The organism is Philodulcilactobacillus myokonensis, assembly GCF_027923585.1.
GTDB lineage: Bacteria > Bacillota > Bacilli > Lactobacillales > Lactobacillaceae > Philodulcilactobacillus > Philodulcilactobacillus myokonensis.
Genome location: NZ_BRPL01000002.1, coordinates 1,246,148 through 1,273,114 on the forward strand (window position 1 = coordinate 1,246,148; position 26,967 = coordinate 1,273,114).

Genomic DNA, 26,967 nt, shown 5'->3' on the forward strand with positions numbered 1-26,967 from the left:
ATTTGATTAATTAAACCTCTGGATGATTGTTATTTTCAAATCCACTTGTCTTCGCAACAATGTATAGTGGACGTTTCTTTGATTCTTCAAACACACGGAAAAGGTAGTATCCGACGATTCCAATTGTGATCATAATGCATCCCGATAGGAACAGCATTAAAAAGACGGCAAATGTAAGCGTGGAGAAACCGGTAAATAAAGTGATCAGGAAGTATAAAACCCCTAAAATCATACTAGTAGCTCCTAAGACGTTGGCTAACTTCAACGGGGCATCTGAAAATGATGTAATGCCATCCATGGCAAGCCGCATCATCTTAGGCAAGGTATACTTAGTCTTGCCGGCGTTTCTGGCATGGCGTTCATAGAGAACGGCGCCTTGTTTGAAACCGACCCAGCTAACCATCCCACGGACGAATGGTTCGGCTTCGTTCATTTGATCTAAGACGTTTACGACCTGACGATCCATCAAACGGAAATCACCGGTATCAACGGGGATGTGAATCTTAGCCATGCTGTCTAGAATGCGGTAGAACATTTTAGCGGTAAACTTCTTAAAGAAAGTTTCACCGTCCCTAGCCTTGCGCTTCCCGTAGACAACTTGGTAGCCTTCACGCCATTTTTCGACCATTTTAGGAATTACGGTTGGTGGATCCTGCAAATCAGCATCCATGACAACCACGGCATCCCCCTTGGTATAACGAATCCCGGCAGTAATTGCTAATTGATGACCGAAGTTCCTCGAAAATTGAACAAATTTGATGTTATCGTATTTTTTCTGAGCCTGTTCAATCAGTGCTGGACTCTTATCTTTAGATCCATCATTGACGAAAATTAATTCATAATCTTCTGGTTGGGATTGAACATATTTCTCTAAAGTTTCAATCGTATTCGTAATTCCTAATTCTTCGTTGAAGACCGGAAGAACAACAGAAATTAAATCGTTGCGTGAATAATCTTCCATATCAATTCTCCTTATAAACATCTTTAATAAACATTAACCATTTTATGTTACTCAGGTCGAAAATACAAGACAAGAAAAAGCCCCTACTTTTTATAAGTAAAGGCTTTTAAAAAAATATTTTTACCAAACGAAGAGACCCACAATCCCGGCTGACATTAGTGAAACTAAGATTCCAGAAAGAACCATGTATCCAACGTTCTTACTAATCAAATCATTTTTAGATTTATCAACGATTCCCTTAAAGGCACCGACAATCATTCCAACGGTCCCTAAGTTCGCAAAGGAAGTCAAGAAGACACTGATTTCAGCTCGGTAATGGGGATTGAAGAAATGTGGATTGTTGATATGAGGGCTAACGCGACCCATGACAACGAATTCATTCGTAACTAATTTGGTACCCATGTATTGAGCAAATTGAAAGGCATTGCTTGGATCCTGTCCTAATAACCATGCGAATGGGAACATGCAGACCCCTAAGATGTGTTCTAATGATAAGTTCGGGTTGATAGCACCTAAAATCTTATCAATCAAGCCAGCTAAAGCAACGAAAGCAATCACGTTCGCGGTAATAATCAAGATTAATTTACCAGCTTTTAAGATTGAATCACCTAAGAATGAGAAGAATGGTTCTCTCCCGTTTTCTTTTGATTTATCAACTTCAGCTTTGGCATCTTCATTCTTGGTGTCATCGCCAACTTTTGCAATCGTATCTTCATCTGGAGTTACTTTGATCGGATTCAAAATTCCAGAAATAATAACGGCATTTAAAATGTTCAACGGAACGGCAGTCAAGACGTATTCACCAGGAATCATCTGCATGTATGAAGCTAGAATCGAAGCAGTCACACAAGACATTGACATCATGGCAATCGTTAAATCACGCTCGCCACGCATCCGTTTTAATTGAAGGGTTGAAACGGCTAATGCTTCGGTATTTCCTAGAAACATCATTTCAACTGAAAAGAATGATTCAAATTTTGGTTGACCGGTAATATAGGCTAACCCTTTTCCAATCCATTTGATTAACCATGGTAGAAAACCAATGTAGGTCATAATATCAAATAGTGGAACGATTAATAGAATCGGTAGTAAAGCACTAGTGACGAAATCTAATGGCTTAGCATTCATCCAACTTGGCAATGCGAAGCTAATTCCTTCATCAGCGGCTTGAATCAAAACGGTAAAACCATTGGCTAAGGCCTTAATGGCATCACGGCCCCAAGCAAACTTAGTTAAGCAAAGTGCAATCACTAAGTTCAAAACAAGGACAATTCCGATCGACTTCCAATCGATATGTTTACGATCTTTTGAAAACAATACTGCAACGGCTAAAAAGGCTAATATTCCCAAAATATTAATTAATAGATACATTATTTGGTGGTTCCTCTCTTTTCCATTTATTTAGTTGTAACAACTGTCCTTTAATGGTCTTCGCCCGACCGGTCAATCACTCCTTTATAATAGGTTATTATTAATAATTGTTACCAAAATTTAAGTTACCCGATCAAGGGTAGTAAGCTGTGCGCAAACTTTGTGTTAGAATGGCGCTTAAAAATATCGATGATGGTCTTTCCAATATCACCAGCGTAGTGATTATCACCAATGGATTTGCCGTTTTGATAAGCGGGGCTGTAAATCAACAGTGGTAATTTTTCACGTGTGTATTGCTGATCAAACGTTGGGTCGTTCGCAAAACTAGAAGTAACGATCACCATATCAGTTGGATCTAACTTTTCAAAAAGGATCCCCAACTGCTTATCCATAACTTCTAAATTAGCTTTGTACCCACGCATTTGATGCTGGTAGGCATCCCTTCTGATAACCGGTGGCTGAAAGTAAATCAAACCCTGCTCTAAAGTCTTCAGTTGCACCATCAGTTGTGAATATGCCATGTCGTCATCAGATGCTTGAATCTGTTTCGCCCAGTCCTGGTCAATCAAGTAATTTTCGAGTGGTGAAATCACCGTGACCGAGAAGTTACGACGGATTAATTCGTTCAAAACCCCGATGATCCGGCAGTGCATGTCAATATCAAGCATTTCTCGAATCCCCGCATTGGGGGTATTATCTTGAACCCGATTAATCAGGCTACCAAAAAAGCCCCATGGATGATCAACGGCTGGTACCGATTTAACCGGATGATCAGCACGAATATTCCCGAGGCCTAATTGCGTTAATGTTGGTAATTTAAGGGTAGAATGAAAATGTTGATCCAGATGACCTAAGGTGTCAGCGCCAGTCGAATTAAAACGGTCCGCATCGGCAGTGGCACCAAGTCCAAGTGATGCAATATCAATGATAATGACCCTTCTGAATTTCATCCTAATTCTCCCTCCAAGAATTCACTTTTTAATCATTAATCATACTATATTAATTAAAATTAGTAAAGTTCGCTTATTACAATTATAGCATTGATTCAAAGGTTCAAAAAAGCCATATCAAGATTTTCATCCTGATATGGTTGATAAACTGGAATCACACCCAGTCCAGACACTGATATCAATGCCCCTGCCAAGGAACTATATTATACAATACTTTTTCAAAAAGTATGCATTTAAATTCAGATTCATTTAAAATGGATATAATATTTAATAAAGAAGTGATTACTTTGAAGAATCCATTTCAAAACCAAAACATTGCTGCCATCGGTGATTCCATTACCAACGGTTATAACGGCTATTACGATCTAACATCCGGGACCTATCCAGAATGGCTCGGCAAAGATTTAGATGCCCACGTTGATAACTACGGTGTCAACGCGGCCTCCATCTCTGATGAAATTACTGACCATGGCGACATGGGCGACCAAGTCAATGACAACATTAATTTTAAAAAATATGATACGGCCGTTGTCTTTTATGGTACAAATGATTGGCGTCATTCTGCCCACTCATTATCGCAGGTCATTAAAGCACTAAATCAGAACCTTAATATAATGAAACAAAAAAATTCCAAAATGAAAATTTACGCCGTTTTGCCACTTCGTAGATATGACAATGGCAAGTGTTCCGATGACGTGCAAGGTAATGGTGGCTACACAATGAATCAGCTCTGCGATGCATTAAAACGGGTCTATGCTAACCAAAACATTCCATGCTTAGATTGGCGAATTGAAGCCCCGGATTTAATTACCGATCAGAACTATAAAGAACGGTTTAATGATCAGCATCTCCATCCTACTCCGGCAACTTATAAATTGATGGCAAAGATGATTGGCCAGTTTATGGTTAAAAATGTGTGATTTATTTAAATAATTAGTTAATTATATTAATTGTTTCGTATTTACTTTTAAATGGCTACTATTTATTTAACATATAATTTTAATAAAATCTTTTGTGTTAAATATAATTAGAGTATTACATCTAATTTAGTCAAAATTAATTAAGAAAGTAGACATCGAATTGCTTAAAACAACAATAATGTTAATTATTATAAAACCTATCTTAAAAAGCATTAATTTAGAAAACACTTATTATGTATTTACTATAATTGGTATTATTATAGCCGCATTAACTTATTTTCAAAATAAACATAAAGAAAAAATAAATAATGCCATTGAAAATATAAGAAAATTTATATACGAAATAATTCCACAAATGGATATATTAAATAATAAATATAAGAAAGAATATATGCATCAAAAAAGTAAATACATTAATGAAATTAAATCATATTTAAATGGTAATCATATACTCATAGACAATAAAATGATTAATTTAATTAATAACTATGCTAATACATCCAGTTCTAAAAATTATTTAAAAAGACAAGTATTATTTAAATTAAATGCACCTAATATATTTAAAAAATTGGAAGTAATGTCAATTAAAATTTTATATGGTGCTAATAATGAAAAATTATCTTATGAATTAGCACATAAAGATGTATTGAATTTCACTAAAAAATATTCTGAATTTTTAAAATTTTTAGAGAGTAATGGCGGCATCTCATATAAACATATCAATAGATTATACAAGAAATGGTACAGAATAAGGAATAAGAATTTAAAAAGAAAATCTAATTATGCTAAAATAATTAAAAGATATAAAGGGAGTGTTTAAAATGAAAAGAGCAACAAAAAATAGTCCCAAAGAAAATTCACGAAGAAGCAGTTTTGAAACAAGATCCATGCCATCAAATCCCAAAAGAGCAATTAAATTGGCTGCCGATAAAATCATAAAGAAGAATACACAAAAGAATTTAAGAAAAGCAAGAAGAGATTACTTTTCTTAGAAACTAAAATAGTCGTCAACTTCCATATCGACGACCTCATTAGATGCCGACTTCAATTCGACATCTTTTTTCTTACCTTATTATCTTATTATTTTTTAAAACAAATTATCCAACTCGTCCTTTGAAACATCCAAGCCTTGATTCTTGGTATCCTCTTCTAGGCGTCGCTGTTCGAATGGCGATAAACTATCTAATTGCTTCTTCACCCGATCATAATCGCGGTTATCCTTCTTAATTTCCGCATCGCTGCGATTACTCAAAATATGATAGTATTTGATCCAGTTCTTGTATTTCTGGTTCATCTCTCTAATATCTAAAACATCTTCAAAATAACCTTCACCACGTAAATATTCTAACTGGCAGATTTTATCTTGAATGCTCAAGATGTAGCGTTCAAATTCGCCGTCCTTAAATTCCTTCGATTTCCGTTTCGGAAACATCGACGTATACTTATCAAGTAAACGCTGACCGTGTTCATGATCATTGGCTCCTGTATCCATGATGAATCCATGATCATTAATCGAAAGCGTGTGGCAGAATAACATCATTTTGAAATTAATGGAAAACTTAGGTGTAACAATTTGTGGCATTGACCCCAGTGGGTCTGATTCTGAAGATCCTCGTTGCATATGGCGGGAACCCCTTTCCTTAGTATTCTATGATTATATACGAAAACGATTCAAAAAGATACCCTTTTTAATGAATTTTTTAACAAATTCCCATCAAAATTATCTTGTGAGTGATAACACATTCTGGTATATTTATATATCATAGGGTAAATTTAACATGGGAGTGGACGCCATAATGCTTATTAAAGGCATTAAACAGGAGTACCAAGAAAGAATTTTTAAGCACGATTGCGTTAATATCGCAAACATTAAATTACGTCATCTAGAACACCGCACCATCACAAGCGACATCAATTGGAATAATGTTTTAATGTTGATAAATATTAAGCACCATCATCACCAGTATGCGACCCTCATCTTGGAGAAATATTACGGATTTTATCTGGTTAAACAAACGGTCAATCAGTTGATGAGCTGCCTATGGAATTCTCATGAATTCTTTGATCCATTTACCGTTAAAACAATTGGAAAGTTTATGGATGTAAAATCAAGGATTCCACTTGTAATTGATAATTTCGTCATGATTCCAATGACTCCAGAATCAAAAGATGACCAGAATCGTACATGGATCTGTAGTCATCATCTCAATGGTAATTATAGTACTGAGAACGATCAATGCGACCTGATTTTTAAAGATTATGAGCATACCATTAGATTTAACGAACAAAGTGAATATGTGAAACGGAGGATTGAGGAAGCTGGACGAATTCAAGCTTTTATTAAAATCATTTTGAATTCACCTCAGCGCAACATTCAGGAGGTATTAAATCCCCTCAATCATTCATACCTTGGTGGTAAAACATATCAGCAGTTCGAAAATTTTAGGGATAAGGAAATGGTGAAGAAAGTCCTTAAATACTTGGAGTATGACAAGATGTCAAAAGAACGATTAGATGAAATGATGAAGACCATTAAGCAAAACAAAATATAATCGCTTGGCAATGTTTAAAATAAATGTAAATGAATATGTATCAAAAATAAATAGATGATGCTAAAAAAGATTGAACCGTTTTTAACGATTCAATTTTTTTCGTCATAGTCACTATTTCTTCCAATTATATTAAATTGTCTCATAATTTTATCGCTACTTTGGAAAGAATATCTAACCATAATTATAAGAATCGATAATATATTCACAAAAAAGACACCAAGTAATGTCTCTTTTAAAGAAACTTGGTAAATGGAAGGATGATGAAATGGATCAATGATTATATAAAAAATAACACAAGTTATTATTGACATATACCACATGAAAAAATTAGCCAATCTTTTTCTTAACTTTCGTTGATATTTAATATTTTTCTTAATGGTTTTTCTATAATCTTCCCTCAAGCCAATATCTTGCTTATCTCTTCTTAATGCCTTATTAAAACTACCATGTGTTTTAGTTTCAAGTACTTTAGAATTATTTTCTGAATTATTTTCAGGATTATTTTTAATGTCTGATTTATTACTAATATGATTATTTAAATCATCATATTTCGACGATAAATTATTTTTACTATCTATTAATTTTTTATATTTATTATTTTCAGTCATGTATCATTCCACACCATCAAGAAAATTATTTAATCTTATTCTTGCCATATCATTTGAAACCTTAAATTTATTAGATAATTGATCAATTAATTTTAGATAATCTGGATCACTATTCTCTATTTCTTCCTTAATTAATCGATTAGGAATTAAAAAAGCAGCTGCAAATTCATTTACAACGGTTTCGTCATTCTTTTCTGCAACACTGTTATAATCGCCACCACGATACTTCACACTAAGTAATCTCTTATGATTAACATTGATTTTACCACTGAATGGATTCCATTTATAATCAATGACCAAATGTCCCAACTCATGAGCCATTGAAAAATTTCTTCTAACTAATGGTTGAGTAGCATTTACTGAAATAACAGGACAATTTTTTTTATAATTCCATTGTAAAAACGCATCATATTTTTTGTCAGTAAAATATCTAATATCAACTCCATTAGATTTTAAACTTTTAGATAGGTTAAAATCTTTAGGAATCGGAATTATTTGACTTACTATATTAGCTAATTCATCAATGGACTTTCTTAAGCCTTTATCCATTTAAATCCACCTCCAATATAGTATCCGCTTTATTTAATTTAAAATTTTAATTTATAACATAGTTCATTAAAAATGTTAACAAAAATACTATCAAATTACCAGCTGGCAATGTTTTAAATCATATTATTAACAAGTGAACTACATCGGAATTAAAATCCAGAATTTCTAGGAACGTTTCGCTTAAACAATCCCTTTCGGGATTGAACAAAGATAAATAGTTTAATGCAAAATCATTATTCTATAATTTCGCCAACTTCTCCTTCACCGCCAATCTTTCAGCCAACGGTGCCTGCTTGTAGTGGGGTTCATAATTATCATTTGCCCAGTCCGGAAGCGTCTCATGGATCACGGGACGCTTATTAAATTCGACCCGTTGCCGATTAGGCTTAACGACCTTCACCGGTTGCTTCAAGCCAAAGGCATCTAAAAAGAAATCCTTCAGTGCATTGGTCAAATAGCCCCAGTACTTTTGGTAGCCATGGTCACTAATATAGCTAAAAATGTGGTTCAAATGTTCATTCAACCCACTCTGTAGATTCTGATTGCTTTCAAACTGGGTCACCGCCGTCTTCGCAATCTTAGCTTTAATGGCGACCTTGTTCCTAGCGTTCAAGATAACCCTGACAATCTTGCGGCAATTCTTAAGATTGCGACCAGCGAACTTTAGGATTAATTGTAAGGTTGGTTCAGTTATTCCAATCCGACTGGTTGAATGGATCCACTGTTCAGCTTTATCTTCACAATGAAATCTAGCCACTTTCGCTGTATTAACTGTTCTATTACCCTTGTATTGATTAATATAATCTTGATTAGGTTGCACATTCTGCACTTCAGGCGTGGCAGATTTTGCCACCTTGGGTAAAAAGATCTTGCCAGCGTGATTGAATTGTTGCTTGACGACAATTAGACCCAAACGTTTCAAATGCGCATAGATCTTGCTGACCGTTCTTCTGGAAACGTGTAATTTATCCGCCATTTCATCCAACGTGAAGATGACGTAGTAATCGTTCATCTTGGTGTCATAAAAGTTGCTGCGTCTTCTTGATGACTTTAATCGATCTGCTAAACGAGCGTATGCCACCACTTCGTTCATGTTGAATTCCGGATTGTCCGCCATTTCCATATCTAAAATTAAGCACTGTTTCATTATTCGTTATCCCCTTTTGGAACAACAAAAAGGCCAGAATATTTAATTCGGACCTGCTAGTATATGTATTGATTTGAAATTAATATTAATTCAGAATATAATATTAATCGGTATGATAAATACTAGCGGGAAACTAATGATGAGTTCTACCAAAAACTGTACATCATTAGTTTTCTTTTTTATTATTCAATTTTATTTTTAAACCATTATGTGTGGCTTAGTTAACAATATAATCTTACTCCTGAAATCATAACACTGTCAATCAGGATCTAAAAAGAGCTTACCCGTTTCCATTGGGTAAGCTCTTTAATTGGAAATTAATAAAAAATCGAAAGAAGCGACGCATAAAAAACGGCGCATATATAACTACGTGGTTAGCTTCAAAATTTTTTATAATTTGATATTTTTTTAATTTTTTTATTGCTCATCATTAAATAAGACATCATCATAAAATACAAAATATAAATTATTTAAGCACTTTAAGGTGTGAATTCATATCTTTTATTGAATTAGAAATAACGGGAGCTTAAATCGAGTAAATGAAAAAATGTTGTATAAAAAAGATTGAATCAACTTAATGATTCAATCTTTTTCGTATAATTTATATCAATTAAAAGTTCTTCAAAGCACTTCTTAATGCCCTCAAAGATCTTCTTTGAGCCCTTTCTGCTCTAAAGTATGCTTGATAACGTGATACAAGCCGCTTAAATACACGAATATTTCTTTTATCATGAATTCTATCAGCAACATTTAAGGCATCCTTGGCATACTTATAACTTGAACCATAATTTTTAGTTGATTTAATTACTCTTTTATCAGAACGTAATTCAGCTCGATATGCTTTGACCAAAGCACGATATGCTCGCTTTTTAGCATAACGAGAATGTGCTCTATTATAACGTCTAAGTGCCCTTTTAGAATTAGTAACCATTTTTCGATTATAGTTTACAGCCCGACGATAAGCTGATAAGTGTCTAGTCGTACTTGGTTTAGATTTAGATGTACTTACAGCAGATTTACTGTGAGTGGAACTTGCTGAGCTAGCTTTATTAGAAACAGATGCTGAACTGGCATTACTAGCCTTTCCTGAATTAGTATTACTAGCTGCTTTAGAACTTGCATGTGATCCACTTGAGGCACTACTAGAAGCAGAACTTTGATTATGTTCACCAGATTTTAAAGCTGTACCAGTACTAGCCTTACTATTACCAGAAGTGGATGATGCACCGCTTTTAGTAGTAGTTGAAGCTGTATTACTACTTCTACTACCTGATGTATCATTTTTAGCATGGTTATCATTAATTCGTGTAGTTGTTGCCCTAGTAACATCAGCATGAACATTATGAGTAGATGTTAGTGCTCCAGTTCCCATTAACAAAGCTAATAATGCTGTTGAATACAATAATTTGTTCTTCATGATTAAATTACCTCTTTTAACCAAACCAAAAATCATATATTTTTTATATCATTTAGATTATAAATATTTTTACTAATCAATGATAATATTTAGTATTAAATACTCAAATTAAATCATGATAATATTCAAAATATAGTTGATTTAAGAATTAAAAGACATGAATTTATATCTTTTATTGGAATGAAAATAATAGGAGCTTAAATTGAGCAAATGAAAAAATATGTACAAAAAATTGAATCAAATTAATAATTCAATCCTTTATTTCATCCTTAATCACTCTTTATCAAGAATACTCTTAACATATAAGCTCCTAATCATTTCACTTTCTAAAAAAGTATTCCTTAACTCTTTAGAATTATTATAAGTGTTAGTTTCCCAATCATATTTTCTATACAACATAAATTGTTTTCTATAATTTTGATACTCAGAGTTATTTTTATTTAATAAATAAGAAAGAGATATAGTTGCAAATAACCAGTAATCTTTTTCCAATCCATTTTCATTTCTATTAATATTATTTCTGGTAGCTAGTTTTAAAACATCTTCATTAATTTTTGTAATTTGATATTTTAAATAATGCAATTCATTTAACAAATCATTAGTAAGAGTTTTCTTAGATAAATTTAGGATTTTATAAATGAGACAATTTACAACATTTTCACCATTATAATAATCCCGATTTAAAATATATCCACGATTATATGATTTTATAGCTTCATTAAGAAAATTCATAGAATTAGTTTGTAAATACAATTGTTTTTCAACTGAACCATATAATCCAGTTGTTTCCGAATCAAAAGAATTTAATGGATTTAATTTATTAATAATATTTTCTGCTTCTTTATAATCACCATTTTTATTCAGAAATAGAGATTCTTGTTGTACGTAATAAGGATTACTATTGTTACTAGCTAATTTTTTAAAAATATCAGCAACTTTTCTATATTCATGCTTCTTTTTAAATTCTTTGGCCTTTTCTAGCAATTTACTTATAGTTTCAGTGTTATAATGTTTTCTTATTATTTCTTCAATTCTTTTTTTAGAAATAGTAGGAAAAGAAAGATGATCTATATTTCGATAAACTGGACTATCATATTTATCTTTCTCATTGCCCCCACCTTTTAGATTAACTTTTTTAATAGCAGATTTTAACATTCTATTTAATTTTATTTTTGTTTGTTTTAATTTTTCCTCATTTCTTATATCTCTTAATGAATATTTAAATACACGATTGTGACTAATATCAAATGGTAAATTACAATCATCAGATGTAAGAATAATCGTAGAATATGGCTTTAATGCATGCCTTACTCCAAGTTCATACATTGCATTACTATTTAATGTTGTAATATCTGCAACAACAATCTCACAACCAAGTAGTAATTCAAACATATCTTTGTCAATCACTTCTGAATTAGATATTTCATCTCCTCTGAGGCCTTGAATATTCATATCATGTAGAGAAGGTGTTATTAAATTATTATAAATTTTATCTAGATCTACTTTAGATTTAGTATTTTTATTATTAGGATCTTTATAATAATCCATTTTCTTTCCATAGCCCATAATTACAAAACCGTACATTTATCTTACTTCCCTTCTATTTTGGACGAACTTTGATTTTACTAACTATTGGTTCTTTAGTTTTATCAAAAGCATTGTCTATATATTTATTAGGATTATTAATAAAATCTTCCCATCTAACTAATAAACAATACCTTTCGTCTGGACTCCATGCACATGATGTATGCCCTTCTTGAATATAGTAATTGGCACTAAATTCTTTAATAACGGTATCATCATTAATTTCCACATCATTATGATTATTTCCGCAATTATTGCATTTATAAGAACCTTTAAATATTTTTACATACATACTAGGAATAACAATCCCTAAGATTCCATTACGACCATGAAATTGAGAGTGATACAAAGAAGCTTGTAACTCTTTTTTAATATACTGTTGATCTTCATTAAAATCATTTTCAGCGCTATGTTGGCCAATTAAAAATATAGTTACGCTGGAATCTTTTAAGTAGTCATCTCTGATTTTTTGCATTACATAATCAGGATTTGTCGAATTAATAGGATTATCTAATGATTTGTCTATCATTTCAATATCATTATTATCTTGAATTCTCTTTTTATAATAATCATCTTTCATTTTAAATGAAATGAAGCACTTATGCTTAGTGATCAAGTATTCCTCCTTTAAGAAAAGTTTTTTAATATTTTACAGCAATTGTTAGTATATCATCTAATTAGTTTTAAGTATATTAAATAATATTATACATATTTAAATTTATGTATAAAAAGATTGGATCAAATTAGTGATCCAATCTTTTTTGTACTATGCTGTTTAAAGTATCCTAATATATATATGATTCTTCAAATAATTATTATCTTTAGTATGGTGTTTAACATCAACATAATAGTTATTATACAATTTAGAAAATTGAGGTTCAATTGTTGTATAAACTTTAAGCAATTTTTTCTTAGATATTTTATTGCCATTTTTATTTTTATTAACAACATAAGACTTAGGTTTAGATAATAAAGTTTTGATTTCAGATTCATACAAAATAATAGAAATATTCTTTCCATTTAATAATTGGTTTGGAAAGAATAAATGATAATTTTTATATTTATGATCTTTAAATACCTTATTATTCTGATATAAATAAGCATTTCCATAAAATATTGGGAACATATTTTGAGGTAATCCATAACCTGTTTTACTGTTTGAATTAGTAATTTTAAAAAATAACTTGTTTAAATTAAATAATGTTTTAGATGGTAATAATTGTATTGTATTTTTGTTATCAACAATTTTTTCTAAGGTATTTATACTGTAATGTCGATTTTTCTTTTTCTTAAGTCCATTATTATCTACAATTGTTTTCGCATTAGTTGTTTTTTTATTTTGATTGCTAACTTTTTTAACACTTTTAGGTGGTTTATTTTTAGCAGCACTACTTTTCTTAAAAAAATTTAAAATTCCTTTTTTATCATCCACATAAATATGTTTACCTCTTCTATGCACACCCTTATATTTACGAGTAGGATCTATTTTAATATTACAAGTATGCTTTTCAGATAAATCCTTTTGCCTAAAGTATGGCTTCACATGTTTACTATTAACTGCACACAAAATCACTTTTACACTGCAGTAACCATTGCCGTTAACATTTTTCTTTCCGCACGTAAAAGCATCTTTATCTGGATATTTATTTGCTATAAATAGTTTTGCAGCTTTATTAGCAGAAATCTGGTAATTGCCATTCTGTGATGTAATTTTAGTTGGATGTGCATTAAAAATTGACATACTATTATTCCTTTCTAATCTTCCTAAGTTAAATAAAAAAAGGAGATTGATCTATAAAAGATCCAATCTCCTTTTTTTATTTAACTAATTATTAATTAATAGACTAATTTAAAATTAACCTAAGTAATCAGTATTAGGATTATTTTGTTGACCTTGGTTAGTACTCATAGCAGCACCTTTAACAGCATATACATTGTAATATGAAGTTAAGTTGGTACCAAAAGTCTTACCATTATTAGCATTTTCAGTAGCATTCTTATCAAATACATATAAGTAATGGTAAGCACCATTATTATCACTCTTATTAGTGAAGTTAGTAGTTACATTGCTAGTCTTATTTAATGCATCAGCATCACTATTATAAACAACAGTGTTATTACCATTTTGTCCACCTTGTGCAACGCCATTAGTACCAGCATTAAGAGTCTTAGAACCAACTAATACACTTAATGAATTTGGAATATTATCCTTATTAAAGTTACCATTAGCAAATGTTACAGTAGTGAATGGTGAACCATTACCACCTTCAAATACTGAATTTCCAACATATTCACGATTACTTTGACCAGCATTCAAATCAGCATATGAGTCATCGGATAATTTTGGAAATACAACATCATTTGCACCAAATGGAGCTGGGTTATTAACACCATCACTCAAAGTATTAAATACTAAGTGAGATTTTACATTGCTAGTAGCAGCTGATGGTAATCTTAATGTAACAGTGTCACCAGGTTCAACATATTGAAGAGCCTTGATGTTATTACTAATAGTATTATCACTGTTATTACCATTTGTTGAACCTAAGATGCTAGCAAATTTGTAACTAGTACCATTAAAGTCATTATCAGTACCATTTGTTAAACCAGCTTTAACAGCTGCCCAAAGTGAGTTAGTGTCTCCATCAAAATTCAATACTTTATTATAATTAGCTTCAGTACCTAATTTAGTACCTTTACCATCATAATTTTGAGTATCTAAATTATAAGATTTAACAACATTACCATTTTGGTCAGTTAAATTAATTTTAACATCTTTAGATTGATCAAATGGAACTTGAGTACTCATATCAGATGACTTAACCCATCCAGTAACAGTTGGTTGGTTTTGGTCAGCAACTTCATAATAAACATCACCGGAATTGTTAACTTTAACAGCCTTCATAACTTTGAATGGATCTAATTTAACCAATTCAGTGTGGCTTAAAGCAACACCGTTGTTACTGTGAAATACAGAACCATCAGCAGCATTAGTTAACTTAGCACTAGTATTATTTAAGTAGTAAGTACCTTGTGGAGTAGATTCATCAGTAGTTGTGTTGGTCTTATCAACACCACCTCTATAAATCCAACCACGGGTCTTACCATCGAATGATACTACTTTGTAGTAATGTTGACCTTTTTGGTTATTTTCTTGTTGGTAAGCCATGAAGTATTGACCCTTAATGTCAGAGCCATTAGCAACTAACTTACGATTACGACCTAAGATGGTAGCATAGATATTGTTTTTACCGTTTGCTTGCCATGCTTGGTTTTGATCCATACCTTGACGGTCTGGGTTAAATGCTTTACGAGCTACGCGTGCATGATGAGTACGTTTAGCACTAGCGTTGTTTGCATTAGCAGCACCAGCAACAGAAACGAAACTTAAAGCAGCTAAGCCCAAGTATAATGATTTCTTTAAACTTGATTGCATTATATATTCCCTCCAATTAATTAATATGTAGCTATATCAACATAAGAATTATAACATGAAATGAAGATATATCAAAGTAGATATATTACCTCACTCATCCCTAACTCTTACTGTGTAAAGTATAACCCAATTAAGATTAATTATGCAAACAATTATCACATTCGTTAAAGAAGTGTAATCTACTTAACGAAGCGTAACCGTTTCGTAAAAAAGTGTAACGAATTTTCGGTTGATTGTGGCGAATTTTACGGATTTTTGCACCAAAATAATTTAAATTTTTTAACAAAAAAGCTGGAACCCAGTTTGGATTCCAACTTTTGAATGGTATTTAAATGAATGAATGGTTAATACGGATAAAAATTAGTTATTTAGCAGTAGATGGATTAGCTGCATTAGTAGTTCGGTCATCAAAGACGCTGGTAGTGTTGTTATCAACGTATTGAGCCGCCACTGGTTTTGCATACATACTAACGCCATCCTTTTTGAACATCTGAAGTGATGCCATATCAGCCATGGCTTGCTTGATGGTTGCTTCAGTCAAGCTTTCGTTGACGTAGTTTAACTTAAGTTTCTTAACCTTGTTATCTTCGCTTTTGAATACTAATTCTAAATGTCTCATATATTAATTCCTCCTAGAATGTAAATCTTACGCGTTAACGTCAAATACTTGGGTATTGTCAGTAATAGTTGCTGATTCGAATTTGTCACCGTCAGATAAAGTTTCTAAGATCTTACCGAAAGTTGCAAGTTGTTGATCAGAAACTTCAGCAATGACGTTATTGAAGGAACGCTTCAATCCATTTGGATGTTTGATTCCTGCCATTTTGTACACTACGTTTGTTTTGTTCCATTGTCTTTTAATCATTGGTAAGTAACTCCCTTATTAATTTAGTGATAAGTGGTTAGCGCCAACCCTTACATTCTTAGTAACAAAATGGGAGGACGATTTGTTACCATAAATTTTAAAAAAGTGGATTTATGGTAAAATAATTTATGATAGTTAAAATACTGGGTATCTATTATTAATGACCATGAAGTAACAACATTGGTTAATCGCTCTGGATGTTACTTCAAAAAGGGACTGGAATTTAATTCCAGTCCCTTTTAGTTTAATTATTAATATTTATACAACCGTTTTGCCTTACTCATGACCCTTCTTCGCCAACTATAGACGGTCTTGCGGGCAACTTGGTACTTATAAGCCATTTCTAGCACGCTCAAGTCATCGTAGACCCCACGAATGTATTTCCGTTCGTTCTGATCACAATGCTGATAGAGGTAATATAAGAAGTCCATCTCCGGATAGTAATCATCTTCGGTCGTTGGGTCCGGCATAAAGTTCAGCGGATCGTGTTCATCATCTGAGATGTCAATATGCTTAGACTGGTTCGTAACCCGGTTCAAGTAATTGATCAGCTGCCACTTCACACCTTGATAGATGTAATTCAAGTGTGCCTTTGTCCGTTTCGGTTTCGGATACTGGTAATAAGCTTTGATAAAAGCGAGCCAGCCCTCCTGCACCAGATCATCATACTGGGAATGATTCTTAGTAATGTTCAGGCGTTTCAATACCCCGTAGACAATCAACTGGTGATCACCCTTCATTAAGTAATTGAATGCTTCTTGCGATTGATCAGCGGTTAACTTCTGCTGTTTCTTCATATTCATCTGCTCCGTAAATTAAATTTACTGATTAGGCCTAAGCAGCAAATCCTAATTTACAGGAAGATGGTGTGCAAAACGATATCGAAGAAAGTACGGAAAGTGGCGAATTTATTTATTGTTGAAATTGGGGTACAAAAAAGCCGTCAAGGCTGGTACCATGGATGGTTCTAATTGGTTATATATAAATTAAAAGGACTAGCATAAACTAGTCCAGTTTAAATATAAAATCAGGTAATCAACCTAATTGTTAATTTTCAGAACACAAAAATGTCCTTTACATTTAATACATATATAATAGCACAACATTCAAAAGCTTCGTACTGAATACCATATTAAATCAGGGTACAAAAAAACCGTCAAGGTTGAAACCATGAACGGTTATTATATTTAATCAATTCTAATTGGCAATATTCATGCCATCAGTGCCATTTTATTTATCTAAATTAATTTCTTTAAATTTAATGCGATCACCTTGTTTTAATGTTGCAACAAAATTAATGGTGAGTAATACATAAGCAGGAAAAGTATTAGTTTTCATACTTATATCTTCTACTAGGGATCTAATATATGGATAAAGTATTGCATTTCCATTTAAAGCTAACATGTCTTTAATATTCTTATTTAATTGATCATTTGATAAATCATTATCATTAAAATTAAATTTAAAGGCACCTTTTACATTCACTTTAATTTGAAATGGAGTGTCCTTTTTTTAAGATTTCCCAATCTAATATTAACGCCTACTAATCCATTACTTTTATTTTTTCCAACAGGAAAATAAATAGTTGATTGGAAAGAATGTTCAACATTTAAATGTTTTTTATTATTTAAGACAAACTTTTTATCAAAATTTTTATTAATACGATATTCTAATGTATTAACATTATAATTAATAAATTGCATAGACTTAATGGGATTATTTTCCATAATTATGCAACTCCTAGCATATTAATATTATAATAATTATTATATTTATTGCTTTTATTATAGAATAATGTAGATTGTTGTTTACCATAACTATTATGCTGCTTATCATTATATATTTTTGCAGATGTTTTTACCAATTCTAGTTCATCATAAGCAGGATCCAAACTGAATCCTCTTTTAGCCATTTCGTCTTTTACCCATTGTTTATGTTCAGGAGTATCAATAAATTTAGCATGTTCTTCTGGCGTAACATTTATTCTCATAAGTAACACTCCCTTTAAATTATATTTTCTATCTTTATTGTATCATAATTAATAATTATATTGTTTTTTATGCACAATTCTGCTGAATTTCCAATAAGAGTATCAGGTACTATAATTTTTCCTAATTTATTTGTAGTTATATTGTATACACCCATTATTTCATCAGGTATAAAATGTAACCTCAAGTCCTTAATAAAAACTTCTAATAATTCTCCATCTAATTTTTTAGCATAGCCTCTATTAGAATATTTTTTCTGTAGCCCTCTAACAAGTTTTTTATTTTTTTGTATAAAATTTTCATAAAGTTCAATCACTTTAGGATTTGTTAAATCTAAAATATTATTTTCTTCATATTCTTTACGTAATTTAAATTTAATTACAGATATATGATTATAATGTTCCTATATTTTTAGATATTCGAACTTTTTTATATTTTATTATATTTAAAGCACTTTTTGTAGAAGTTCCATGATAGTAGAAGACAGCTTTTTGCAAAATGTAGCCCCCTATTTCTGAAAAATAATTATATCACAATACACTTAATTAAGATAGTATAGGGGACAAAAAAACACCCCGTTCCATCGAACGGAGTGCTTTTACGTTTTATAATTTAGATGCTATTTATTCTTCTTGTTTTGACCAGGGAAAATCCAGTTAACGTGACCAAATAGTTTGATCATTGCTGGAACAATCATCAGTCTTACAAAGAAGGCATCAAATATAATCCCGAATGATAATGAAATTCCAAATGACTTGATGGTCGGATTACTATTAATAATAAAACTACCAAAGACAGCGGTCATAATTAGAGCAGCGGTAATAATAACGGGACTACTACCCTTTACTCCAGCGATGACTGATCTGGTATTATCATGGGTCTTGACATATTCTTCACGAATTCTGGAGACCATGAAGACTTCATAATCCATTGCAAGTCCGAATAGAATTCCGATGACGGCAACTGGTAAGAAGGCAATGATTGGTGAACCCTTACTAATTCCGAAGAGGCCCTTCAAGAAGCCATCCTGCATAATTCCAACGGTCACACCGAAGGATGCAAGCAATGATAGGCCGAAACCAAGCATTGCGATAATTGGAATGACGAATGACTTGAAGACTACCATCAAGAGGATAAATGCTAAGACAATCACAACCGTTGCAAAGACCGGTGTAGCATGATTTAATTTCTTAGCAATATCAATGTTAACGGCATTATCACCAGTTAAGGTAACGTCCGTATGGTCACTCTTTCTTAGTGATTTCGAGTAGCTGGAAACTTTATTAGCCAAATTAGAAGTTTGAACAGATTCAGAACCCTTCTTTGGAATGATCTGAATCATCGCATACTTCTGGTTACCATTAATGTAGTAATCTTTAACGGCACCCTTAGTAGCTTGAGCCTTAGCTTGAGCAGCATACTGTTGAGCTAATTTAGCTTCCATCAACTTCATTTGTTGTGGATTCATTTCAAGCTTTGGATTCTTCATGACTGCCTGTTTCATATCAGCAGTAACCTTAGCTTTGATAGCTAATTTAACTTGTTGCTGATACTGTGGTGATTTAATCTTCTTGATGACAGCTTCATCTGGGAAGATTTGAAGATTATTAACACCATTCATCTTATTGATGTGCTTTGTAATCTTATTTAATGTTGATTGTTTCTGACTTAATGATGATTTTGGATTTAGTTTAATAACACCCACTAATGGTGAGTTTGTTCCTTCACCAAATTTATCGGATAGCATGTCATATGACTGACGTTCAGTCTGACTCTTTGGCAATGCACCATCATAAGGCATCCCTAGACGCATGTGATGTGATGGAATGGCAAAGGCAATTAAAACAATCAAGGAAACAATAACAACTGAAATTGGATGTTTAACAATTGATGTTGTGAACCATCCATGAGGAGTATCATCTTTTGGATCATAGAATGTTCCTGGTTTGATATGATTATGAGCTAGTGATACTAGTGCTGGCAACAATGTCAAAGCAGAAAGAACGGCAAAGACAACCCCTAAGGCAGCGGCAAAGCCCATGATGGATAGGAATTCAATTCCAGCGATGCTTAAGCCACATAATGCGATGATAACGGTAATTCCAGCGAAGAGAACGGAGGAACCAGCGTTGGCTAAAGCATTACCGAGGGCTTCCTTTGGATCATCATGAATGGATAAATCACCCTTGTACCGATGAACAATGAACAAAGCATAATCAATTCCAACTGCCAAAGTAACCATTGTCATCAATGTTTGGGCAACATCAGCAATCTGAATGTAATTGGTTCCAATCCCAACGATTGAGACACCGGTAATCAAACCAACTAAAGCACTGACGATTGGCAAACCAGCGGTGATGAATGATCTGAATAGAACTAGTAATAGAATAAAGGCAATTACTAGACCAATAATTTCAGAAGTTTCACCAATATCTAACGGCGTGATTGAAACGGAGCCAGAGTAAGCAACCTTCGCGTTGTTCACGCTCTTGATGGGGTTGAATGTCTTTTCAACTTTATGAACGACATTTTGACCAACCGTATCTTCATTTTGTTTAAATGTAATCGAGATATCAGCAGTCGTCTTATCCTTACTGATGCCTTGATTAGTATAGGGATCAGCAACGCTCTTGACTTCAGCATCTTTATCACTCTTAATTTGACTAATGGCGTTATGAATCTTATTCTTCATGGCTGAAGAATTGATTTGACCACGCTTATTAGTCTGAACGACAACATCCATCGTCCCTTTTTTCAAGTTCTGATGAAATTGCTTTTTAATTGTATTCTGAGCCTCAATGGATGGCAACCCAGAAATCTTATAAGACGAACTGTAATTGTCCCCCATGTGGGCAAAGGTTAATACAAATCCTAGAAAAATGATTAACCAAATCAATAGGGTCTTGTATTTATTGGCGTACACCCATTGACCAATATGATTTAAAGCATGTTTCAATGATGTCACTCCTTCTTTCTTTATATAATAATTATTATATAAGATAAAATTACATCCGTTAATATTCATGTATGATACAATGCACAATGGATGTGCAAATCGGAGGAATTGTCCATGAACAAATTAAGAAATAACCGTGCCCGTAAAATCATCTTTGATGCGTTTGTCGATTTATTAATGAAAAAGCGGTTTTCAAATATCACCATTAATGACATTGCCAACGCTGCAATGATTCATCGAAACACTTTCTACCATCATTTTAAGGATAAATATGATTTATTAGATCAACTATTTGTCGCCACTTTTCCATACGAAAGATTCAAGAAGAATTTGAATAGTTTCTATGACCATCCATTTAAATTCTTGAATTTTGCTTATTATGGCGATGTTTACCGTGTCCTAGATGAGCAGCGAAACGATGAAAGTTTCATTGATGAACGAAACTTGATGACGTTCAAACTGTTTGTCTCCAAGTTTCATAATAGCCAAGTTGTCTGGGTACTTGGCAAAGTTTATACCATTATTATCTGGTGTGAATATTATAAGCCAGAGTACACGTTTCGAAATGCATACAAGCAGTTAGATCATATTTACCAAACTGGTAAGTTTCCAGAAATATAAAAGCACTTCAATTAGAACTTTAATCTAATTGGAGCGCTTTATTTTTTGATTTAAAATGTAATCTTTCCGGTCATCACTTCGTAAATAGCAAAAATGGCAAAGATACTTACCACGATTGCCAAAATTCGTTCTGGTGTTTTGAAGACCCGTTGCTGATGATTATCCTTCCTTTGTAATTGCCAATAGACCGGAATTCCGGCAGCAAAGAGAATCATCATTAATAATGCAAAGTTGGTCCCAATCGAGAACAGCAGCCAGCAGGAATAAATACTGGCAACGATGCCTAAAATGATGTTTCTAACTTTATCTGACCCGTGATTTTCCATGATTGAATGTTTTAACTGGTAAAAAGAAGTCAGTGCATATGGAACTAACATTGCAGAACTAGCAATTGAAAAGAAGAAATTATAAGCACTGGCGGCAAATAATAGTAGGAACAATAAGATTTGGACTAGTAAATCGGTCACAAGCAGTGAATGAGTCGGTGCCCCATTAGCATTAGCTTTTGCAAACGACTTAGGAAAGGTCCCCGCCTTAGCAGCTTCATAAGGCACTTGCCCGGCAAGCATTGTAAATGACATCCAGGTCCCCATGACCGCAATGATCAAACCAATGTTAACAACGACGGCACCCCACTTACCAACAACGTCTTGCAAGAAATATGCCATTGCTGGTTGGCCCAAATGAGCCAGGTGATAACGGCTCATGACCCCAAAGGATAGCAAGGTAATCAGCATATAAATCAAAATAATGATTGAGATGCCAAAGACAGTTGCACGGCCAACATCCCGGCGGTGTTTAGCTTGACCAGAAAAGATAACGGCCCCTTCAATCCCAACAAAGACCCAGACGGTAACCAGCATCGTACTCTTGACCTGTTTTAAAACATCCAAAAGTTCGAAATGACCACTCGGTGTGTACCAAAAATCATGGGTAAAAATATGTAGTTTAAATGAAAGGAATGCAATTAAAATAAACAATGCAATCATCACTAATTTGGTAATTGTAATAATCACATTTGTAAATGATGCCGATTTAACACCCTTCAATAGTAGAAAATGACATCCCCATAATAGTACCGACGAACCGATAATCGAATAAATATTCTGACCGTTTCCAAAAATGGGAATGAAGTAGCCAATCGAACTCATTACTAAGGTAGCATAACTGACGTTCCCCATTAAGACCGAAAGCCAGTATCCCCAGGCGGCGTTGAAGCCCATATACTTGCCAAAGCCTTCTTCAGCATAACTATAAATCCCAGTATTTAAATCTGCTCTTTTAATTGTGAGGTTTTGAAACGTAAATGCAAGCGACATCATTCCAATCGCGGTTACGATCCAACCTAAAATGGTGGCACCCGCACCGGCACCTAATGCCATATCATGCATTAAATTAAAGATTCCACCACCGATAATGGAACCAACGACTAGGCCGGTCAATTCAAGTAAATTTAATTTCTTATCAGAATTTGCTTCCATGATCTTCTTACAAACACCTTTCCGTTTTTGACATACTTTACTATCATAACAGATTTTGTGGACCGATTGCTGGTGAAAATAAAAAACATCCCTGAATTTTCAGGAATGTTTAATCTGATTATCAATTAATTTTTATTTCTGTTTTGGCAAGTACTTGTCGAGGTATGATTCTAAGTCTTTCTGATATTTTGGAAAATCGGTGTTAAAGACAACGTCGTGGAAGGAAACACTATGATCAGCAAGTGGCTTCATGCCAACGTATTTCATTGCAAAATGCATCGGTCTTAAAACATCGTCCGGATTCAAACCTTCAAAGAATTCTTTCTTATCATTAAAAGCATATGAAGGAGCATTCCAAGTACTGGATAGCATGTACTTCTTACCTTTTAATAGACCACCCTGGCCGTACTTGAGTGATGAGTTATAAAGAATTCGAAATGCGAAAACTTGATCCAAATACTGTTTCAATTCACCCGGAATGTTGAACCAATAAATTGGAAATTGAAAAATAATGACGTCGGCCCACAAGAATTTATTAATTTCTTGATAACGGTCGTAATCTTCAACTGAAGATAATCGAACATCAAACCCCTTTTTTCTTAAATTCGATAAAATCAAACTGTAAAGCGAAAGGTTCAACTTACCATTACTATCCTTATGCGTTTCATAACCATTGATTAATAATACTTTCATCATGGTAACCCCCTAGATGGTCAAACCAGCGTTCCTTTGTAAGCGCTTTTATTCATCAACTAGAATATATATCATTTATAAACATTAATCAATTAAAAGGACAAAAAAATAGACGGTCAATGAAGACCGCCTATCCGATTCTAATCATAATCAAAATCTAAAACTTGCAAATGCAAGATAACAAAGGATAAATAAAATTATACTATGCTTTTTTATCTAGCACAAGCATAAATTCGATTTAAATTAATCTTTATCAACGTCATTTGGAATATGAGCAACGTGGGCTTCTTTGCCTAATTGTTCTTCGATTCTTAATAACTGGTTGTACTTTTCAACTCTTTCTGAACGAGCCATTGCACCAGCCTTTAATTCACCGGCGTTAACAGCAACGGAGAAGTCTGATAAGAAGGTATCGCCAGTTTCACCAGATCTGTGAGATAGCATTGTCTTGAAGCCATTCTTTCGAGCTAGGCGAATTGCTTCCAATGTTTCTGAAACGCTACCGATTTGGTTCAATTTGATAAGGAGTGTATTACCAGCACCCATCTTGATTGCTTTTCTGATGTAGATTGGGTTAGTAACAATTAAATCATCATCAACAACTTGAACTTTATCGCCGACCCGTTTAGTAAACTTAGCGAAGTTGTCCCAGTCATCTTCACCTAAAGGATCTTCAATGGACATAATGGAAGGATACTTCTTAAGTAAGTCATCCAAGAAGTCCATCCAAGCATTAACATCGTAGTCATGACCTTCAAAGTGATAGTGACCATTTTTATGATCATAAAGGCCAGATGATGCTAAATCAATGGCAATGCCAACATCCTTACCTGGCTTATAACCAGCAGTTTGAATGGCTTTAACTAATAGGTCTAAAGCTTCACCAGTGGTCTTAACGTTTGGTGCAAAACCACCTTCGTCACCTAAACCAGTTTCAAAACCAGCTTTTTCAATGACACCCTTTAATGCCCAGTAAACATCATCAATCATATCGATACCATTTCTAAATGATTTATGACTAATTGGTGTAATCATGAATTCTTGAGTGTCGATTGGGTTATCGGCATGTTCACCACCATTAATAACATTATGGAATGTTTGTGGTAATTCTAAGTCGATACCACCTAAGTAGCGGTATAACGGGATGCCTTCTGAATTAGCAGCTGCACGAGCTGTAGCCATTGATACACCTAAGATGGCATTAGCACCTAATTTAGCTTTGTTAGGGGTACCATCTAAATCAATCATGGTCTTATCAACTTTGGCTTGGTTAGTTGGATCTAAGCCATGTAAAGCTTTGTTAATTTTAGTATTAACATTATTAACAGCTTTAGTAACGCCCTTGCCACGTAAACGAGAGCCACCATCACGTAATTCGACGGCTTCTCTTTCACCAGTTGATGCACCAGATGGGACTTCATCACGGCCTAATGTGCCGTTTGATAAAATTACATCAGCTTCAACAGTTGGATTACCTCTTGAATCAAATACTTCTCGTGCCTTGACTTTATCAATATATACAGACATCCGAAGCGCCCCTTTCAAATATTTTGATTGATAGATTTAATATTTATCAACACTCATTTTTACACTTTGATTGTATAATCAGATATTATGTAATTCAAGATTTAATACTTATTAAAATGGGAACCAATTAAGTTGTTTTGTATGATATAATGCCGTAAGTGAATTATTTAATCACATTCATGAAAAATATTAAAAAAATAGTTGCAAAATATATTTATTATGGTACATTGTACTTGTAAGCGATTTCATATAATATGTTTTGGATCATTTTGGAGAGGTGTTTAAATATGAAAGCAGCAGTAATGCATCAAAATTTAGACGGACACGTTGATATTAAGGATGTTAAATTAAGACCAATTCACCATGGTGAAGCTTTAGTTAAAGTTGAATACTGTGGATTATGTCATACTGATCTTCACTTAATGTCAGGCGATTTTGGGACTTCACCGGCTGGTCGAATTTTCGGACATGAAGGTGTTGGTCGCGTTATCAAAGTTGCTGACGATGTTAAGAATTTAAAGATCGGTGACCGTGTTGCCATTCCTTGGTTCTTCAAAGGATGTGGCCACTGTGAATATTGTGTCACTGGTCATGAAACACTATGCCGAAATGCTTTAAACCCTGGCTTAAACGTTAACGGTGCCATGGCTCAAGAATGTATCGTCCCTGCTGATTACTCAGTTAAAGTTCCCGAAGGTTTAGACCCTGTCGAAGCAACTTCATTAACCTGTGCCGGTGTTACTACATATAAGGCATTAAAAGTTGGTAACACTAAACCAGGTGACTGGGTTGAAATCGTTGGTGCCGGTGGCTTAGGTAACTTGGCTGTTCAATATGCTCACAACGTCTTCAATGCTCATGTTATTATCGTTGATGGTAACCCTGACAAGATCAAGGCTGCTAAAGATGCTGGTGCTGAAATTGCCATTAATTACCATGACAACCATCACATTGGTAAGACCATTCAAGATAAAGTTGGCGGAGTTAATGTTTCAGTTGTTACTGCCGTTGCTAAAGAACCATTCACTGAGGCCGTTAATGCTCTTAGACCACTAGGTACATTAGTTGCCGTTGCCCTTCCAAAAGGTAATATGGAATTAAATATCGACAGAACCGTTTTAGATGGAATCAAAGTTGCTGGTTCATTAGTTGGAACTAGACATGACTTAGCCAAAACATTACAATTTGGTGCCGAAGGCGAAGTTAAACCAATCGTTCATACTTGCCGCTTATCTGACTTGAACAATGTTATTGATGACATGAAAGCAAGTAAGATTACCGGCAGAATGGTTGTTGATTTTACTAAAGAAAAATAATTAGTTAATCATATTTTAAATCCCT

The 26,967-nt window shown here is 33.5% G+C and carries 29 protein-coding genes; 6 read left to right on the plus strand and 23 right to left on the minus strand.

Features of this window, described 5'->3' with window-relative positions:
* Window positions 1-10: 10 nt before the first annotated feature.
* From WR164_RS06540 to WR164_RS06550, 3 genes are all read right to left on the minus strand, one after another.
* Complete coding sequence (locus WR164_RS06540) at window positions 11-961, minus strand: glycosyltransferase family 2 protein (RefSeq protein WP_286136719.1); 951 nt, start codon at window positions 959-961, stop codon at window positions 11-13.
* A 120-nt stretch (window positions 962-1,081) separates the two neighbouring features.
* On the minus strand, window positions 1,082-2,332 hold the full coding sequence (locus WR164_RS06545) for a NupC/NupG family nucleoside CNT transporter (protein ID WP_286136720.1): 1,251 nt from the start codon (window positions 2,330-2,332) through the stop codon (window positions 1,082-1,084).
* A gap of 125 nt (window positions 2,333-2,457) precedes the next feature.
* A complete protein-coding gene (locus WR164_RS06550) occupies window positions 2,458-3,282 on the minus strand; it encodes an alkaline phosphatase family protein (protein WP_286136721.1) in 825 nt (274 codons plus the stop codon).
* 287 nt (window positions 3,283-3,569) lie between these two features.
* On the opposite strand from WR164_RS06550, the gene WR164_RS06555 reads away from it, so the two are divergent.
* From WR164_RS06555 to WR164_RS06565, 3 genes are all read left to right on the plus strand, one after another.
* The gene (locus WR164_RS06555; RefSeq protein ID WP_286136722.1) at window positions 3,570-4,202 is read left to right on the plus strand and encodes an SGNH/GDSL hydrolase family protein; all 633 of its coding nucleotides are present in this window, start codon (window positions 3,570-3,572) and stop codon (window positions 4,200-4,202) included.
* Window positions 4,203-4,362: 160 nt separating this feature from the next.
* Window positions 4,363-5,022, plus strand: a complete 660-nt coding sequence (locus WR164_RS06560; protein WP_286136723.1) for a hypothetical protein — start codon at window positions 4,363-4,365, stop codon at window positions 5,020-5,022.
* Window position 5,023: 1 nt separating this feature from the next.
* On the plus strand, window positions 5,024-5,194 hold the full coding sequence (locus tag WR164_RS06565) for a hypothetical protein (RefSeq protein ID WP_286136724.1): 171 nt from the start codon (window positions 5,024-5,026) through the stop codon (window positions 5,192-5,194).
* Between the two features lie 95 nt (window positions 5,195-5,289).
* Here WR164_RS06565 and WR164_RS06570 read toward each other — a convergent pair whose 3' ends face one another.
* Entirely contained in the window at window positions 5,290-5,823 is a 534-nt protein-coding gene (locus WR164_RS06570; RefSeq protein ID WP_286136725.1) for a hypothetical protein, read from the minus strand.
* Window positions 5,824-5,998: 175 nt separating this feature from the next.
* Here WR164_RS06570 and WR164_RS06575 point away from each other — a divergent pair, with 175 nt between their 5' ends.
* A complete protein-coding gene (locus WR164_RS06575) occupies window positions 5,999-6,754 on the plus strand; it encodes a hypothetical protein (RefSeq protein ID WP_286136726.1) in 756 nt (251 codons plus the stop codon).
* Between the two features lie 89 nt (window positions 6,755-6,843).
* On the opposite strand, the gene WR164_RS06580 is transcribed toward WR164_RS06575, so the two are convergent.
* From WR164_RS06580 to WR164_RS06655, 16 genes are all read right to left on the minus strand, one after another.
* On the minus strand, window positions 6,844-7,362 hold the full coding sequence (locus tag WR164_RS06580; RefSeq protein ID WP_286136727.1) for a hypothetical protein: 519 nt from the start codon (window positions 7,360-7,362) through the stop codon (window positions 6,844-6,846).
* 3 nt (window positions 7,363-7,365) lie between these two features.
* Complete coding sequence (locus WR164_RS06585; RefSeq protein WP_286136728.1) at window positions 7,366-7,911, minus strand: ImmA/IrrE family metallo-endopeptidase; 546 nt, start codon at window positions 7,909-7,911, stop codon at window positions 7,366-7,368.
* A 238-nt stretch (window positions 7,912-8,149) separates the two neighbouring features.
* The gene (locus tag WR164_RS06590) at window positions 8,150-9,058 is read right to left on the minus strand and encodes a replication initiator protein A (protein ID WP_286136730.1); all 909 of its coding nucleotides are present in this window, start codon (window positions 9,056-9,058) and stop codon (window positions 8,150-8,152) included.
* 610 nt (window positions 9,059-9,668) lie between these two features.
* Window positions 9,669-10,475 carry a hypothetical protein gene (locus tag WR164_RS06595; protein ID WP_286136731.1) on the minus strand — a complete coding sequence of 269 codons (807 nt, stop codon included), beginning with the start codon at window positions 10,473-10,475 and terminating at the stop codon, window positions 9,669-9,671.
* A 273-nt stretch (window positions 10,476-10,748) separates the two neighbouring features.
* On the minus strand, window positions 10,749-12,059 hold the full coding sequence (locus WR164_RS06600; protein WP_286136732.1) for a tetratricopeptide repeat-containing protein: 1,311 nt from the start codon (window positions 12,057-12,059) through the stop codon (window positions 10,749-10,751).
* 16 nt (window positions 12,060-12,075) lie between these two features.
* Complete coding sequence (locus WR164_RS06605; RefSeq protein WP_286136733.1) at window positions 12,076-12,675, minus strand: TIR domain-containing protein; 600 nt, start codon at window positions 12,673-12,675, stop codon at window positions 12,076-12,078.
* Window positions 12,676-12,834: 159 nt separating this feature from the next.
* The gene (locus WR164_RS06610) at window positions 12,835-13,800 is read right to left on the minus strand and encodes a hypothetical protein (protein ID WP_286136734.1); all 966 of its coding nucleotides are present in this window, start codon (window positions 13,798-13,800) and stop codon (window positions 12,835-12,837) included.
* 114 nt (window positions 13,801-13,914) lie between these two features.
* Entirely contained in the window at window positions 13,915-15,495 is a 1,581-nt protein-coding gene (locus tag WR164_RS06615) for a hypothetical protein (protein WP_286136735.1), read from the minus strand.
* A 364-nt stretch (window positions 15,496-15,859) separates the two neighbouring features.
* A complete protein-coding gene (locus WR164_RS06620; protein ID WP_286136736.1) occupies window positions 15,860-16,114 on the minus strand; it encodes a DUF2922 domain-containing protein in 255 nt (84 codons plus the stop codon).
* A gap of 27 nt (window positions 16,115-16,141) precedes the next feature.
* Complete coding sequence (locus tag WR164_RS06625; RefSeq protein WP_444980959.1) at window positions 16,142-16,360, minus strand: DUF1659 domain-containing protein; 219 nt, start codon at window positions 16,358-16,360, stop codon at window positions 16,142-16,144.
* Between the two features lie 251 nt (window positions 16,361-16,611).
* On the minus strand, window positions 16,612-17,157 hold the full coding sequence (locus WR164_RS06630; protein ID WP_286136738.1) for an RNA polymerase sigma factor: 546 nt from the start codon (window positions 17,155-17,157) through the stop codon (window positions 16,612-16,614).
* A gap of 433 nt (window positions 17,158-17,590) precedes the next feature.
* Window positions 17,591-17,845, minus strand: a complete 255-nt coding sequence (locus tag WR164_RS06635) for a protein-export chaperone SecB (RefSeq protein WP_286136739.1) — start codon at window positions 17,843-17,845, stop codon at window positions 17,591-17,593.
* On the minus strand, window positions 17,842-18,087 hold the full coding sequence (locus tag WR164_RS06640) for a hypothetical protein (RefSeq protein ID WP_286136741.1): 246 nt from the start codon (window positions 18,085-18,087) through the stop codon (window positions 17,842-17,844). The genes WR164_RS06635 and WR164_RS06640 overlap by 4 nt, the downstream gene beginning before the upstream one ends.
* Before the next feature lie 2 nt (window positions 18,088-18,089).
* Window positions 18,090-18,350, minus strand: coding sequence for a hypothetical protein (locus WR164_RS06645; RefSeq protein ID WP_286136742.1), 261 nt, complete (start codon window positions 18,348-18,350; stop codon window positions 18,090-18,092).
* A gap of 14 nt (window positions 18,351-18,364) precedes the next feature.
* The gene (locus WR164_RS06650; protein WP_286136743.1) at window positions 18,365-18,664 is read right to left on the minus strand and encodes a hypothetical protein; all 300 of its coding nucleotides are present in this window, start codon (window positions 18,662-18,664) and stop codon (window positions 18,365-18,367) included.
* 303 nt (window positions 18,665-18,967) lie between these two features.
* Window positions 18,968-21,313 (minus strand): MMPL family transporter, encoded by a 2,346-nt coding sequence (locus WR164_RS06655; protein WP_286136744.1) that lies wholly within the window; start codon window positions 21,311-21,313, stop codon window positions 18,968-18,970.
* A 105-nt stretch (window positions 21,314-21,418) separates the two neighbouring features.
* Between WR164_RS06655 and WR164_RS06660 the strand changes: the two genes are divergently transcribed.
* The gene (locus WR164_RS06660) at window positions 21,419-21,925 is read left to right on the plus strand and encodes a TetR/AcrR family transcriptional regulator (protein WP_286136745.1); all 507 of its coding nucleotides are present in this window, start codon (window positions 21,419-21,421) and stop codon (window positions 21,923-21,925) included.
* Window positions 21,926-21,975: 50 nt separating this feature from the next.
* On the opposite strand, the gene WR164_RS06665 is transcribed toward WR164_RS06660, so the two are convergent.
* The 3 genes from WR164_RS06665 to eno all read right to left on the minus strand — a co-directional run bounded on the left by WR164_RS06665 (window position 21,976) and on the right by eno (window position 25,626).
* Complete coding sequence (locus WR164_RS06665; protein WP_286136746.1) at window positions 21,976-23,406, minus strand: basic amino acid/polyamine antiporter; 1,431 nt, start codon at window positions 23,404-23,406, stop codon at window positions 21,976-21,978.
* A gap of 132 nt (window positions 23,407-23,538) precedes the next feature.
* Window positions 23,539-24,099, minus strand: coding sequence for an NAD(P)H-dependent oxidoreductase (locus WR164_RS06670; RefSeq protein WP_286136747.1), 561 nt, complete (start codon window positions 24,097-24,099; stop codon window positions 23,539-23,541).
* 243 nt (window positions 24,100-24,342) lie between these two features.
* A complete protein-coding gene (gene eno / locus WR164_RS06675) occupies window positions 24,343-25,626 on the minus strand; it encodes a phosphopyruvate hydratase (RefSeq protein WP_286136748.1) in 1,284 nt (427 codons plus the stop codon).
* Window positions 25,627-25,913: 287 nt separating this feature from the next.
* Here eno and adhP point away from each other — a divergent pair, with 287 nt between their 5' ends.
* Window positions 25,914-26,942, plus strand: a complete 1,029-nt coding sequence (adhP, locus tag WR164_RS06680; protein ID WP_286136749.1) for an alcohol dehydrogenase AdhP — start codon at window positions 25,914-25,916, stop codon at window positions 26,940-26,942.
* Window positions 26,943-26,967: the final 25 nt, after the last annotated feature.